Annotated in this window: 16 protein-coding genes; 15 read left to right on the top strand and 1 reads right to left on the bottom strand. The window is 61.7% G+C overall.

The window, feature by feature from the left end:
- The first annotated feature begins 59 nt into the window (after positions 1-59).
- The 10 genes from OIT41_RS16590 (at position 60) to OIT41_RS16545 (ending at position 8,059) form a co-directional block, all read left to right on the top strand.
- The gene (locus OIT41_RS16590; RefSeq protein WP_241709351.1) at positions 60-296 is read left to right on the top strand and encodes a Flp family type IVb pilin; all 237 of its coding nucleotides are present in this window, start codon (positions 60-62) and stop codon (positions 294-296) included.
- 67 nt (positions 297-363) lie between these two features.
- Positions 364-600: a Flp family type IVb pilin gene (locus OIT41_RS16585; RefSeq protein ID WP_241709352.1), complete on the top strand. Its 237-nt coding sequence runs from the start codon at positions 364-366 to the stop codon at positions 598-600.
- Between the two features lie 124 nt (positions 601-724).
- Complete coding sequence (locus OIT41_RS16580) at positions 725-1,099, top strand: TadE/TadG family type IV pilus assembly protein (protein ID WP_264636888.1); 375 nt, start codon at positions 725-727, stop codon at positions 1,097-1,099.
- Complete coding sequence (locus OIT41_RS16575; protein ID WP_264636887.1) at positions 1,087-2,121, top strand: Tad domain-containing protein; 1,035 nt, start codon at positions 1,087-1,089, stop codon at positions 2,119-2,121. Before OIT41_RS16580 ends, OIT41_RS16575 begins: the two co-directional genes overlap by 13 nt.
- Before the next feature lie 33 nt (positions 2,122-2,154).
- The gene (locus OIT41_RS16570) at positions 2,155-2,928 is read left to right on the top strand and encodes a Flp pilus assembly protein CpaB (RefSeq protein ID WP_264636886.1); all 774 of its coding nucleotides are present in this window, start codon (positions 2,155-2,157) and stop codon (positions 2,926-2,928) included.
- Positions 2,925-4,118: an AAA family ATPase gene (locus tag OIT41_RS16565; protein ID WP_078107731.1), complete on the top strand. Its 1,194-nt coding sequence runs from the start codon at positions 2,925-2,927 to the stop codon at positions 4,116-4,118. Before OIT41_RS16570 ends, OIT41_RS16565 begins: the two co-directional genes overlap by 4 nt.
- Complete coding sequence (locus tag OIT41_RS16560; RefSeq protein WP_264636885.1) at positions 4,118-5,644, top strand: CpaF family protein; 1,527 nt, start codon at positions 4,118-4,120, stop codon at positions 5,642-5,644. Before OIT41_RS16565 ends, OIT41_RS16560 begins: the two co-directional genes overlap by 1 nt.
- Positions 5,645-5,651: 7 nt before the next feature.
- Positions 5,652-6,584, top strand: coding sequence for a type II secretion system F family protein (locus OIT41_RS16555; RefSeq protein ID WP_264636884.1), 933 nt, complete (start codon positions 5,652-5,654; stop codon positions 6,582-6,584).
- An 8-nt stretch (positions 6,585-6,592) separates the two neighbouring features.
- The gene (locus tag OIT41_RS16550; protein WP_078107734.1) at positions 6,593-7,477 is read left to right on the top strand and encodes a type II secretion system F family protein; all 885 of its coding nucleotides are present in this window, start codon (positions 6,593-6,595) and stop codon (positions 7,475-7,477) included.
- Positions 7,478-7,603: 126 nt separating this feature from the next.
- Positions 7,604-8,059, top strand: a complete 456-nt coding sequence (locus OIT41_RS16545; protein ID WP_264636883.1) for an Hpt domain-containing protein — start codon at positions 7,604-7,606, stop codon at positions 8,057-8,059.
- 10 nt (positions 8,060-8,069) lie between these two features.
- Here OIT41_RS16545 and OIT41_RS16540 read toward each other — a convergent pair whose 3' ends face one another.
- Positions 8,070-8,888, bottom strand: coding sequence for a response regulator transcription factor (locus OIT41_RS16540; RefSeq protein WP_241709359.1), 819 nt, complete (start codon positions 8,886-8,888; stop codon positions 8,070-8,072).
- Positions 8,889-9,643: 755 nt separating this feature from the next.
- Between OIT41_RS16540 and OIT41_RS16535 the strand changes: the two genes are divergently transcribed.
- The 5 genes from OIT41_RS16535 (at position 9,644) to paaC (ending at position 14,188) form a co-directional block, all read left to right on the top strand.
- On the top strand, positions 9,644-10,843 hold the full coding sequence (locus OIT41_RS16535) for a HAMP domain-containing sensor histidine kinase (protein WP_319801828.1): 1,200 nt from the start codon (positions 9,644-9,646) through the stop codon (positions 10,841-10,843).
- Between the two features lie 239 nt (positions 10,844-11,082).
- A complete protein-coding gene (locus OIT41_RS16530) occupies positions 11,083-11,475 on the top strand; it encodes a hypothetical protein (protein WP_308196806.1) in 393 nt (130 codons plus the stop codon).
- A 450-nt stretch (positions 11,476-11,925) separates the two neighbouring features.
- Entirely contained in the window at positions 11,926-12,921 is a 996-nt protein-coding gene (gene paaA / locus OIT41_RS16525; RefSeq protein ID WP_078107737.1) for a 1,2-phenylacetyl-CoA epoxidase subunit PaaA, read from the top strand.
- The gene (gene paaB, locus OIT41_RS16520; protein WP_241709361.1) at positions 12,918-13,247 is read left to right on the top strand and encodes a 1,2-phenylacetyl-CoA epoxidase subunit PaaB; all 330 of its coding nucleotides are present in this window, start codon (positions 12,918-12,920) and stop codon (positions 13,245-13,247) included. Before paaA ends, paaB begins: the two co-directional genes overlap by 4 nt.
- On the top strand, positions 13,244-14,188 hold the full coding sequence (paaC, locus tag OIT41_RS16515) for a 1,2-phenylacetyl-CoA epoxidase subunit PaaC (protein WP_264636881.1): 945 nt from the start codon (positions 13,244-13,246) through the stop codon (positions 14,186-14,188). Before paaB ends, paaC begins: the two co-directional genes overlap by 4 nt.

The following is a 14,188-nucleotide window of genomic DNA, read 5'->3' as shown; positions in this document are numbered from 1 at the left end:
CTAAGTTGCTTGTGAGCTGGTGCTGGACCAGCCCACCCCAACTCGCTCAGGAGTTTCACATGTTTGCTTTCTTCTCCAATGCCGCATCCCGGATCCGCCGTGATGAAAAGGGCGCCACCGCCGTCGAATACGGCATCATGGTTGCCCTCATCGCTGTTGTCATCATCGCCGCCGTCACCCTTCTCGGCGGTACCTTGAAAGACACGTTCACTCAGATCCAGTGCTCCGTGAGCAGCGGACACTTCACGGCTGGCACCACCACTGGCGGCGTCCACACCGCTGCCACCTGTAGCTAGGTGCAACGCGGCACTACTTAGCCCGCATCCGGCCATTTTCTTTGTCTGCGTTCAGTCAGGAGCCTAAATGCTTTCGATTTTCCGTAAGTCCGCATCCCGCGTCCGCCATGACGAGAAGGGTGCTACCGCCGTCGAATACGGCATCATGGTTGCCCTTATCGCTGTGGTCATCATCGCCGCCGTCACACTTCTCGGCGGAACCTTGAACGACACGTTCACCCAGGTCCAGTGCTCCGTCAGCAACGGACATTTCACGGCTGGCACCACCACAGGTGGCGTCCACACCGCTGCCACCTGCTCCTAGGAGCCGCGCCGGTAGTGCCCGGGAGGCACTACCGGCACGCAAGGCAATTACCGAGTGGCGGCGGCATTCACGCGGCCGCCACTCTGCTTGATCCGAACCATCTGTTCTCTGGAAGGGCAACACAATGCCGAGGTCTTCAGAGCGCGGTGCCGTGGCAGTCGAGTTCGCCATCCTGGCGCCCCTCCTGATCATGCTGCTCCTGGGCATCATGGAATTCGGCAGGGCTTACAACGTGCAGGTGTCGCTCTCGAACGCGGCCCGCGAAGGCGTCCGGGTCATGGCGATCTCAAACGACCAGACGGCCGCGAAGACAGCGGCAAAAAACGCAGCGGTGGCGTTGAATCCTGGGCTGGCAGACACGAACTTCACCTTCAGCCCGGCCAACTGCACGGCCGGAGCCCAGATGTCCGTGACGATCAAGTACACCCTCAGCACCCTCACGGGAATCGCGGGGCCTTTCCCCATGCAAGGAGTAGGAGTCATGGTATGCGGCGGCTGATGGTCCCCAAAAACGACGACGGCGAGCGCGGCGCGATTGCCGTCCTCGTCGCGCTCTTGTTGGTGGTGCTGCTCGGTTTTGCCGCCCTCGCCGTGGATGCGGGCATGCTGTACTCGGAACGGGCGCAAGTTCAGAACGGATCCGACGCCGCGGCACTCGCGGTAGCCCAGAAGTGCGCCGCGAATACGAGCGATCCGAATTGCTCCACCACCTCCCAGATCGCCAGCGACATCGCAAACAAAAATGCTAACGATGGCCTGAACAACATCAAGTCGATCAATCTGGACCTGGCAAACCGGAAAGTCACCGTGACCGCCGGAGCCCAGCAAGCAGGCGGGGCGCCGAACGCCGTCTCGCTCTTCTTCGCGCGTGTGCTGGGCGTCAACTCCACCAGCGTTGTGACCAGCTCCAGCGTTCAATGGGGTAGCCCGGTCGCGGGCACGACCGCGTTCCCTCTCGCGTTCTCCATCTGCCAAGTGCAGGGATACATCGGCGGAGCACTCCAGCTTCTTCAGGACCACAGCTCAGGCGCCAACCCCAGCTGCAACTACGGCCCTTCCGGCGCTGTCGCGCCGGGGGGTTTCGGCTGGCTCGCTCAGGATGCCGGGGTGTGTGGCGCCACGATCAACCTCGCCACGAGCGAAGCCGGCAGCTCCCAGGGGAACAGTCCGCCTAACTGTCCGCTCCAAAAGTGGGCCGATACCATCAACGCCGGGCGGGATGTCGTCGTCTTGCTCCCGGTCTTCGACGCCATAACGGGTACAGGAGTCGGAGCCGGCGCCATCTACCATTTGGTGTCCTTCGCCGCTTTCAAAGTGACGGGGTGGAAGTTCAGCGGCGGCAACAACACTCCCCCGGACAGCTTCCATAACATCAGTCCCTACGTGTCTCCAGCGGTGTCCTGCTCCGGAGGTTGCCGCGGAATCATCGGGAGCTTCGTCAAATACGTCTCGCTGGCGGACGGCTACTCGCTGGGCCCGGTAGATGCCTACGGGGCCACCATTGTCCGTCTCACCCCCTAGTTTTCATCCATCCTTTGAGCACAGGAGTTGTAAGTGAAGTCACGCTTGTTGGCCGGGTCGGCAGCGGCAGTGCTGGCACTCGTCGGTGTGATTCTCGTCTTTTCCTACGCGCAGGGAGCGGATCAACGGGCAGTCCAGAACCTGGCCCCTGTTGACGTGTTGGTGGTCAAGACGGCCATCCCGGCCGGCACCTCAGTCGATGCCATGAAGGATTCCCTGGTCACCCAGCAACTCCCGGGATCGGCGGTTCCCAAGACGGCGCTACACACCTTGGCGGACGCAGCAGGCAAGGTTGCCGCCGTCGACCTCGTCCCCGGCGAGACACTGGTGTCGGAAAGACTGGTCGCCCCGGACGCGCTCAAGACCCCCGGGGACGTCAAGGTGCCCGCAGGGCTTCAGGAGGTCTCGTTCCAGTTGGAACCCCAGCGGGTTGTCGGGGGACGACTCGTTCCTGGAGACCATGTTGGCATCTTCATCTCCATGTCCGGCGGCGGAAGTGACTCGAAGTCGGACAAAGGGACCACGCAACTGACCATCCCCAAGGTTCTGCTGACCGCGGTGCAGCGCGCTCCCCAAGCGACCGCAAGTGCGCAGCCGACGCCGGCTCCCGGGTCTGGTGCCGCTGCCAACCCGGGCGATACGAGCCTTCCCACCGGTTCCCTCTTGCTCACCGTTGCGGTCAGTGATGTGGACGCAGCCAAGATTGTCTTCGCTGCCGAGTACGCCAAAATCTGGCTGAGCAAAGAGCCGTTGGATGCCAAAGACAGCGGACCGATCGTCATACAGCAGAGCGGGGTGTACAGGTGAGCCGTTTTGTCCTCATAACTCCCAACACCGAATTTGACCAACGGTTGCGCCAAGCTGTTGCAGGTGGCCTGCCGGGAAGCGTACAGACCTTCTTCACGAGCATTTTGCCGGCCGATCCGGCAGAACTGTTCGGTGCGCTCAACCAGGAACAACTCGAAGTGCTGATTCTCGGGCCCGACGTGCCCGTGGAGGACGCCCTTCGCCTGGCCACGGTCTTCGATGTGCAGTTGCCGGAACTGAGCGTGATCCTCGTCAGTGAACTGGATCCCGCGTTTGTCCTCCAAGCCATGCGCTCGGGAATCCGCGACATCATGAGCCCGGATGCTGACCTGGCCCAGATAAGGGTCATGCTTGAGCGCGCGTGCCAGTCTTTCGCCAGCCGACAGCGCACCGGGGAACCAAAGCAATCGGGTTCGCCGAAGGGCCTGGTGATCGGCGTCTTTTCGCCCAAGGGTGGCGTGGGCAAGACAACCATTGCCACGAACATCGCAGTGGGCCTGGGCAAGATCGCGCCGATGAGCGTGGTGATCGTGGATCTCGACCTGCAATTCGGTGACGTTGCCTCCGGGCTCTACCTCAACCCGGAGCACACCGTTACTGACGCCGTCACGCCGTCGGCCAGCCAGGATTCGCTGGTGCTCAAGGCCTTTCTCACCGTCCACCCGGCGAGCATCTATGCGTTGTGCGCGCCGAAGGACCCCGTCGAAGCTGATGAAATCTCGCCGGAACAAGTGGGCAGGCTGCTCGAGCAGCTCGCTCATGAGTTCCAGTACGTGGTTGTCGACACGGCACCCGGACTGCCGGAAATCGGGCTCGCTGCCCTCGAGCAGTGCTCGGACGCAGTCTGGGTGACCGGCATGGACGTTCCAAGCGTCCGGGGCCTTCGCTCCGGGCTGGACATCCTCCGCAGGTTGAACCTCCTTCCCGAAACCCGCCACGTGGTGCTGAACATGGCTGATTCCAAGTCGGGGCTGTCGGTCCAGGACGTCGAATCGACAGTCGGCGCCCCGGTTGACGTGAGCATCCCCCGATCGAAGGCCGTAGCGTTCTCCACCAACCGCGGCATTCCCGTGCTCCAGGACTCAGTGAAGGACCCTGCCGTCAAAGGTCTCAAGCAACTTGTGGACCGCTTCAACCCCACGTGGCGTGCCACAGCACAGCGAAAACTGCACAGAAGGGTCGTCGTCTAATGAAGCTGTCTGAACGGCTGCATGCCGCCGAGGACAAGACCGAAGCGTCTCCCGGCTCCGGGGTGGATCTTGGCGCGAGCGCACCCTCTACCCCTAAACCGACATTCGCTGACTCGACGCAGCAGGTCAGGCCACTTCCCTCGGGGAAGCCTGGCGGCGCCCTGAAACCCCACACTTCGGTCAAGCTGTCCGACGTCCCTGACTCGCCGAAGCTCAGGGCCCAGCAACCCGTGGACGCTTTCGCTGCCCTCAAGGTGCGCGCGGCCACCGCGTTGTTCGAACGGCTGGGCGCGAGGTTCAACGACTCGGGTGTCAGCGAACACGAGTTGCGGTCAACTGCCCGGGAAGAACTCATCCGGATCATCGACGCCGAACAGGTCCCGCTGTCCGCGGACGAGCGCAGCCGGCTGGTCGCGGACGTGGCGGATGACGTCCTTGGCTATGGGCCGCTTCAACGCTTGCTGGACGACCCGGAAGTCACCGAAATCATGGTCAACAGGATGGACCAGATCTACGTCGAACGAAAAGGAAAGCTGACCCTCACGGACTCCGGATTCAGCTCAGAGGAGCACCTCCGGAGAGTCATCGAACGCATCGTTTCGAAAGTGGGCCGCCGGATCGATGAGTCGTCCCCGCTTGTTGACGCGCGGCTTGAGGACGGGTCCCGAGTCAATGCGGTGATCCCTCCGCTTGCGGTGGGCGGTTCGTCGCTGACCATCCGAAAATTCAGCAAAATACCGTTGACCATCAGGAACCTGATCGATTTCGGAACGCTCACGCCCGAAATGGCGGAACTGCTCAATGCGTGCGTCAAGGCGAAGCTGAACATCATTGTTTCCGGAGGTACCGGAACCGGAAAGACGACACTGTTGAATGTCCTCTCGTCTTTCATCCCGGAAGACAACCGGATTGTCACCATCGAAGATGCCGTGGAACTGCAGATCCAGCAGCAACACGTGGTCAGGCTTGAGAGCAGGCCACCGAACACCGAGGGCAAGGGGGCCGTGACCATCAGGGAACTTCTCAGGAACTCGCTTCGTATGCGGCCGGACAGGATCGTCGTCGGCGAGGTCCGCGGTGGAGAGTCCCTCGACATGCTGCAGGCCATGAACACCGGCCACGACGGTTCCCTCTCCACGGTGCACTCGAATTCCCCTCGCGACGCCGTGGCGCGCCTCGAAACCCTTGTGCTCATGGCCGGTATGGACCTGCCATTGCGGGCAATCCGCGAGCAAATAGCGTCCGCGGTGAACCTCATCATCCAGATCTCCCGGTTGCGGGACGGAACGCGCCGCATCACCCACGTGACTGAGGTCCAGGGCATGGAAGGCGACATTGTCACCCTTCAAGACGCCTTTGTTTTCGATTACTCGGCAGGCGTCGACGCCCACGGAAGGTTCCTGGGACGGCCGGTCCCCACGGGTATCCGTCCGCGCTTTATCGATCGCTTCGATGACTTGGGTATCCATGTATCTCCCGGAGTATTCGCCGCGCCGCTGGCAACAGCAACAGCAGCAAGGACGTGAGCGGAAAATGATGCTCTTGACCGGAATGGCCCTGATGTTTTCAGCCATCCTGCTCCTCGGCGTGGCCGTGATCCTGCCGAAAACTCCGGAAGTTCCGTTCGATCGACGCCGGCCCTACCACATAGGCTCCGGCTCCCAGCTGACGCGTTTTGCAGGCTCTGCCGCCGACGCAGTCCACGGGGTGTTGACCAGGCGCAATGTCCGGCTCTTCAACCGTGAACAACTGGAGAATGCCGGGCTGCGAATGAGCCAGGCGGATTTCTTCATCCTTGTCATTGTCGGTGCATTCGTGGGTGCCTTGATCGGTCTGGTCATCGGCGGTCCGTTGGTGGCCTTCCTGTTCTTTCTCCCGGCGCCCCTCGTAGCGCGGGTCATCTTGAGCTCCCTGGCCGGCAAAAGGCGCGCCAAATTCGATGAGCAGCTGGGGGACACGCTCCAACTACTGGCTGGCGGCCTGCGGGCCGGGCACAGCATCCTCCGCGCCATCGATGCTGCCGCCACGGAATCTGCCAGCCCGACGTCCGAGGAAATGCGCCGGATCATTACAGAGACAAGCCTTGGCCGTGATCTTGAGGCATCGCTGAACGACACAGCGGAGCGGATGCGGAGCGAGGACTTCGTGTGGATAGCGCAAGCCATCCAAATCAACCGCGAGGTGGGTGGAAACCTTGCGGAGGTCCTGGACCAAGTCAACGAGACCATACGCGAACGCAGCGAGATCAAGGGACACATCAAATCCTTGGCCGCGGAAGGGAAGTTCTCGGGATACATCCTGATGGCGCTTCCCTTCGGCATCGTCACCATGCTCTTGCTTGTCAACCCCGGCTACATGAACGTGATGTTCACCCAGCCGCTTGGGTGGGGAATGATCGGCTTGTCAGTCATTCTCATGACGATCGGCGGTCTCTGGATGCGCAAGATCATCGACTTGAAGTTTTGAGGTGACGAGTGAATCCCTCTCTTCTAATCTCCCTCGTCCTGGTTCCTCTGCCTATCGCCTACCTCGCCTGGTCATTCCTGTCGGTTGACCGCAAAGCCCAACGTGCCGTCCGGGATCTTTTGACCCAAGGCGCAGCCATTGCCGAAGCTGGTCCACAAAGTCGTGGCAGTGCACTCGAGCTCATTGGCTACCGTTTGACCCCCGGCGGCTACGTCCAGAAACTGGACCGGCTGCTCTCGCTGGCCGGCCGCCCGCCGTCGCTCCCTTTGGGGCGCGTCCTCGCTGCCAAACCCCTGCTCGGATTGTTCGGCGCACTTTTTGGGTTTCTCATCAGTGCCAACAGCTCAAGCGGAATCCTTAAGCTCGTAGGGATATTTGTCGTATTACTCGGATACTTTATCCCGGACCTAATGCTGTACAGCAAAGGGCAAGAGCGCCAAAAGGCCATGCAATTGGAACTCGCAAATACCATGGACCAAATGCTGATTTCGGTGGAGGCTGGCCTCGGTTTTGAAGGAGCAATGGCCCGGGCCGGAGAAAACGGGAAGGGGCCGCTGGCCGAGGAGTTGGTGCGGACGCTGCAGGACATGCAGGTCGGAAGGAGCCGCCGCGAGTCCTATCTCGCCCTCGCCGAACGAACCAACGTTCCGGAGCTCCGGAGCTTTGTACAGGCCGTGATCCAGGCGGACACTTACGGCATTGCCATCAGCCGGGTCCTCAGGGTCCAGGCGAAGGTTATGAGGGTTAAGCGCCGGCAACGTGCAGAAGAGAAGGCGATGAAGCTTCCGGTGATGGTTCTCTTCCCGCTTCTGCTCTTCATCTTCCCTGTGTTGTTCATCGCCATCCTGGGACCGGCCGTCATCAACGCTATAGCCACCTTCAGCGGAGGGTAAGCGCAATATCACATTCTCCGAATGGGTGTGCTGGATGAAAAGGATTTAAATCAAGAAAGGCCTAAGATTTCCTTAAGATAGGCATAAGTTCGGTTTTTTCCGGAATTCAGAAAGTAGCATTGGGCTATGTTCAGTTCAGGTTCAAGCGAGGTCAACGAGGACTCAGACCCCAGCCATACGGGTTCGGTCGGGGGCTCCGCTGCGCTGCCAATCGTCCCGCTTATCGAACTTCCCATTCTGGACCTGGCTGAATTCCAACTCCTGGAAGATCAAGTGGACAATCCGCTGATCGCGCGAACGTTCGCCGGCGACTTCGCGAAACTCTGGGCGAAGCGATACGAAATCCTGGCAACCGCCGTCGAGCGCGGCGACATGGCCGCAGCCCTGAACGCGGTCCTTAGCCTCAGGACCTCTTCCATCATGGTTGGCGGCGTCCGCCTCGCGGTACTTGCAGCGCAACTGGAGGAACGCATTCGAAAGAGCGAACTGCGTGAAGCCAGGCCGCTCCTCAAGGAAGTTGCAGAATGCGGGCACCTAACGGTCCAGGAACTCAAGGACAGCTACGTACTCAGGAACGATTGACGGCCGCAGCTTAATCCGAACTTTTCGGCGTCAGGCGATAGCCGACTCCTCGGACAGTCTGTAAAAAGCGCGGCGATTGTGGATCTTCACGAAGCTTTCGGCGGAGGTTCCCGATGTGGGTCTCAACGGCCCGTTCGTCGGCGTCGCTGATGTACGCATCGTCGTCATAGTACTCACCGCGCGCCGCCCGCACCAGGTCAGCCCGGGTGCGCACCTCGCCATTGGCCCGAAGCAAGTCGAGAAGCAGATCGAACTCGCTTCGCGTCAACGTCACGGCTGAACCTTGAAGCGTCACCGTGCGTGATTTGTGGTTCAGTGCCAAGCCATTGTGCTTGATCACTGCATGGTCGACGCCGGCAGAGCCGCCGTCGGCGCCTCTCGAAACAGCGCCGGCGTTAGCACCGCCGTCGGGCACCGAACCAGAGCGATCCTCCTCCAGCAACGCAAGCCTGCCGTCCGCGCGGGGCCGCCGCATCATGGCCGTGACCCGGGCCCGCAATTCACGCGGCAGGAACGGCTTCTTGACGTAGTCGTCTGCGCCGGTCAGGAACGCGGTTAACGTGTCCGGCTCGTCGCGCCTGGCCGTCAGCATCACCACATATGCGTCGCTGAATTGCCGAATCCGACGCAGGACCTCGTGGCCGTCCATATCGGGAAGCCCGACGTCGAGCGTCACCACGGTGGCGTGGTGGTCCCGCACGACCTCCACGCCTTCGCGTCCGGTGGCGGCAGAGTGCACCACAAATCCAGCTTCTTTAAGGATGGCGTCGACCAGATTTCGCACGTCTTCGTCATCCTCAATGACTACAGCTACCCCAGGCTCGCTCATAGAACATCCTCGAGGGTGCACATCGCCGCACAGCCCAGCGCAATGCGGTAAATGCCACCCAAATACTCACGATACAAGCATTGAAGCCATCTGGCATCTAATATGTGGATTAAGCGCATGCTTCGAACTTCCAGTTGGATGGTTTGGGCCGTCGTATTGTGGTTCCTTGGGGGAATAGTGGGCTCCGGGTGCTTCCTTCGGGAAGCGCGCGGAGCGGTAATTGGTTCGCGATTCTCCAAGGAAGGGTCTTGACTTTGAGTGAGCAGCCATTTTTCCGCGCGGCCGCCCGTTTCTTCCGAAAACTCACACCTCGTGCCCGCCTGGCTGTCTGCGAATTACCACTAACGCTCATCGTCGCCGGCCTTGCGATCGCAGCCCCAACTGTTTGGCCAGGGTTAATCCAGAATTGGCTGTTTGTTACCGGGGTTTTCCTTCATGGGGCGCTGTTCCTTGGCTGCCTGCTGGTTCCCTGGGAGCGATTGTCGCCGAGCGCGGGCCTGGCAATCCCCGTTTTGGATTTTGTCGCCCTCTGGTTCACCCGAAACGGCGCTTTCAGCGCAATACCGGGCCTCATCACTTTGGCTATCTTTCCCGTGATCTGGTTGTCTGCCTCAGGCATGCTTTCGAAGACAAGCCTGGTCCTCAGTTTTGTGGGTCCTTTTGTCATTGCGTTTCCGCCAGTGGTTACGCACTTGCCACGTCCCACGCCGTCGGACATTTCTTCCGTACTGCTATTACCGCTGATGATGTTCGCAATGGCAGTGTCCATTCGCTTGGCTGGCTCCAATGCCCGTCTCCAGCAACGGCGGGTAAGCCAGCGCGACCAGTCCCTGCGGCAATTGTTGGCTGCCAGCCGGGAGCGGGAAACGCTGCTCAAGACGATCCTGGACACGATCGACGTCGGAATTGTCGCCGTCGATTCGAAGGGCGAAACCCTCCTGATCAACAATCAACAAAAGGCGTTCCTCAAGATGGCGATGCCCGCGGGAGGCTCGCGGGGTCCCGCGGAACGGGACTGGCTCGTTTTTGGCCAGGACAGGCGGACGCCGATTCCGCTTGAAAAGGGCCCCGTTCGGAGAGCCGTTCAAGGGGAAACATTCTCCGACTATCTCCTTTGGTTCGGCGCCGGAACCGACCAACGGGTCATCTCAACCGCCGCGCGGGGTATGAAGAGCGACGTCGACGACGGGTTTGGCGGTGCGGTGATCGTTTTCAAAGACGTGACGGATGTTGTCGATGCCCTTGCCGCCAAAGACGAATTGGTTGCCAACGTTTCGCACGAATTCGGTTCTCCGCTCACATCGATCTTGGGCAACATCGATCTTGTGCTGCGCGGCGCCCAGGAACTCCAACCAGCAACAAGGCTTGGATTGGAAATTGCGGAGCGGAATGCCGAGCGGCTCCGGGCCCTGGTGGAGGACCTGCTCTCGTCGGCCGCGGCAGTAGAGAGCGTACATCTGAGGCGCACGGATTTGGCAGGGTTGGTCGAAAACAGCCTGGTTTCTGCACGCGCACAGGCCGACGCTGCCCACGTGGGCCTCGTCGCCGACGTTCCTGCACCCCTGTGGGCAAACGCCGACCCCTTGAGGCTGGGACAGGCCTTGGACAATCTGGTGTCCAACGCCATCAAGTATTCGCCCGGTGGCGGACTGGTGACCGTCAGGGCGGAGCGGAACGACGGTTGGGTCCGGCTTGAAGTGAAAGATACGGGAATGGGCATGACCACTGACGAGTCGGCCAGGATCTTCACCCGGTTCTTCCGGACAAACGCCGCCCGTCAGGCCGCGATTCCCGGCGTCGGCCTCGGGCTGTCCATCACCAAGTCCATCGTCGAGCGACACGGAGGCAGCATCTCCTGCCGCAGCGAGCCCGGCAGCGGAAGCACTTTCACGGTGGCACTGCCGGCTGGACCGCCGCAGGAGCCGTCCCAGGCAGACGTGCCGGCGCTGTACTAAGCCGGCACCGCAAGGCCGGATCCCGGACCGGGTAGCGGCCAGCCGTGCAAGTAGCCGACCGGGCAAATTAGAGTACCCACTACTCGTGACCGGCCCTAGAGGCAGCCGATTCAATGGAACTCAGTTGGTCTCAAACGCAGTTCCTGGTCTCTGGGGGTTATCCGTATGTGTGCTTTCTGCAATTCCGTTGTGCCCTTCCCGCGTCTCACAGTCAGTTCCAAAGCGACGGAGGCAGTCCGTTGAGCGCGGCAGCGATGTTCGCCGGGTCGTTGCCCGGGCTGATCCTGATGGACTTCGGCCAGGCAATGGTGGTGGTGTGCGTGTGTTTCGACATGGTCCGTGCCGTGTCCGTGCCTCGATCGCATCGACGTTACGTCGCCAACACCATCTTCAGGACCCTGGCGGTGCCGTCGATTCTCGTCATGGGCGTCAGCGTCCTGGCGAAGGCAATCCAATGGAATTGGACCGACGTGGTCATGGGCGTTTTCGTGATCGTGATGATCATCTTCCGCTGGCACCAGGACAAGGACGAGGACAGCTGGTGGAAAGGCAAAGGCAAGAAGCTGGCCCGCTGGGCGCGGAAGCAACTGACGCCGCGACCCGCCTTCGTCCCGGCGTCGGCGTCAGCCTAAGCGCCTAGCCTCCCCGGACGCTCGCTCACCTTTAGGCTGTTTTCCGACGACGCTCGCTCACTTTTTGTGAGCGGGCGTTCCGGCATTTGGCCCCATATCTGAGCGAGCGTCCGGGCTGATGCGCTGGGAACAATGCCTTGGCGCCCGACGGCGGCAGTCCCGTTTCGCCGTCGTCACGCCTTGTGTGCCGTTCCCCTCAGACGCTCGCTCACCTTTGAGGCGTTTTCCGCCGACGCTCGCTCACTTGATGTGAGCGGGCGTTCCGGCGTTTTGCCATATATGTGAGCGGGCGTCGGGGAAGTGAGCCATATACGTGAGCGGGCGTTGGGGGAGGGGGCTGTATAGGTGAGCGGGCGTTGGGTTGACGCCCCCGAGCGACCCGAACGCTTGACGCATCTCGCGCCTTCCGCATATTCTGAACGAACGGTCGGTAAATATTTAGGAGCAACCATGGCATCGCAGAATCTGCAGTCTGTGCCCGCTGAGCTGTCCCCCGAAGAGCTTGAGCGGGAACAGGCCGGTCAGGCGTACTTTGACCGCATCATCTCCGAGGATTCGCGCATCGAACCCCGCGACTGGATGCCGGAGGCCTACCGCAAGACCCTGCTCCGCCAGATCTCGCAGCACGCGCACTCGGAGATCATCGGAATGCAGCCGGAAGCCAACTGGATCACCCGGGCTCCGAGCCTCAAGCGCAAGGCCATCCTCATGGCCAAGGTCCAGGATGAGGCGGGCCACGGCCTGTATCTCTACTCGGCCGCGGAGACCCTCGGCCAGAGCAGGGACAAGATGACCAGCGACTTGATCGCCGGCAAGGCCCGGTACTCGTCCATCTTCAACTACCCCGCGGTTTCCTGGGCGGACATGGGTGCGATCGGCTGGTTGGTGGACGGTGCCGCGATCTGCAACCAGGTTCCCCTGTGCCGTGCTTCTTACGGCCCCTACGGACGCGCAATGGTGCGCATCTGCAAGGAAGAGTCGTTCCACCAGCGCCAGGGTTTCGAGATCCTCCTTGAACTGTCCAACGGGACGCCCGCCCAGAAGGCGATGGCCCAGGATGCCGTCAACCGCTGGTACGCGCCGGCGCTGATGATGTTCGGCCCACCCGACGATGATTCGCCCAACTCCAAGCAGTCCATGGCCTGGAACATCAAGCGGTTCAGCAACGACGAGCTCCGCAGCCGCTTCGTCGGCATGATGGTGGAACAGGTCAAGGTCCTGGGCCTCACGCTCCCGGACAAGGACATCCGTTTCAACGAAGAAACCAAGAAATGGGAGCACGGCCCCCTCGACTGGAACGAGTTCAAAGACGTTCTCGCCGGGAAGGGTCCCTGCAACGCGCAGCGGCTTGAGCGCCGCCGTGAAGCGCACGACGACGGCGCCTGGGTCCGCGAAGCGGCCGCCGAGTACGCCCGCAAGCAAGCAGAGAAGGAATACGCAGCATGAGCACCCCAGCCACGCCAGAGGCGAACCAGGCCAACGAACCCCACGAGACCCCCTGGAGCCTCTGGGAAGTCTTCGTCCGCTCCAGCCGCGGCCTGTCGCACGTCCACGCTGGATCCTTGCACGCACCCGACGCGGCGATGGCGCTGCGCAACGCCCGCGACCTGTACACCCGCCGTAACGAAGGCGTGTCCATCTGGGTGGTTCCGGCCGACGCTATTTCCTCGAGTGACCCGGACTCCAAGGGCTCCTTCTTCGAGTCCCCGCAGGGCAAGGACTACCGCCATGCGACGTATTACACCAAGAGCGAAGGCGTGAAGCACCTGTGACCGCCCCCGTAAACGAAAACGAAAACAAAGACTTCTCCATCGAAGGCCACGGCGACATCTCCGTCGGCGTCAAGGGCGCAGGTGCTTCCGGAGACGGTTCCGCAAGCGCCACGCGCATCACCCCCGGAAACGCCTTGCGCCCCGAGGACATTGCCCTCGAAATCCGCAGGGGACAAGTCAAGCCGAGCGACGACGTCGCGGAATACGCCCTGCGCATCGGCGACGACGGACTGATCCTCGCCCAGCGCCTGGGGCACTGGATCTCCCGGGCTCCTGAGCTCGAGGAAGACGTCGCCCTGGGCAACATCGCCCTCGACCAGCTCGGCCACGCCCGTTCCTTCCTGACCTACGCCGGCGCGGCATGGGACAAGTCCGAGGACGATCTGGCGTACTTCCGCCGGGAGCACGAGTTCCGCTCAGCGCACCTGTTCGAGCAGCCGAACGGGGACTTCGCCGTCACCATCGCCCGGCAATTCATCGTGAGCCACTACCAGTTCGAGCTCTACAAGCGGCTGACCAGATCCACAGATGCCACCATCGCGGCCATCGCCGCGAAGGCACTCAAAGAGGTCGACTACCACCGCGACCACAGCGCACAGTGGGTCCTCCGGCTTGCCGGCGGCACGGAAGAGTCCCGCCGTCGTATCGTTCGGGCGTTCAAGCTCGTCTGGCCCTACGTCGAAGAACTCTTCGAAGACGACGAGCTCACGGGGCGCCTCGCGGAAAGCGGAGCAGGCGTGCAGCCCTCCAGCCTCCGCGCGGACTTCGACCAGCTCACCGGAGAAATCCTGAGCGAAGCCGGCCTCGACGACGAACTCGCCCTCGAACGTATCCCGCAATCCTTGGGCGGCGGCCGCCAGGGCAAGCATTCCGAGCACTTGGGTTACTTGCTGGCCGAGATGCAGGTGCTGGCCCGCGAACACCCCGGCGCAAGCTGGTGA

The sequence above is a fragment of the Arthrobacter sp. YA7-1 genome (assembly GCF_025960325.1).
GTDB lineage: Bacteria > Actinomycetota > Actinomycetes > Actinomycetales > Micrococcaceae > Arthrobacter > Arthrobacter bambusae_A.
The sequence above is the reverse complement of the archived record's forward strand: the minus strand, read 5'-3'. Positions and strand labels throughout refer to the sequence as shown.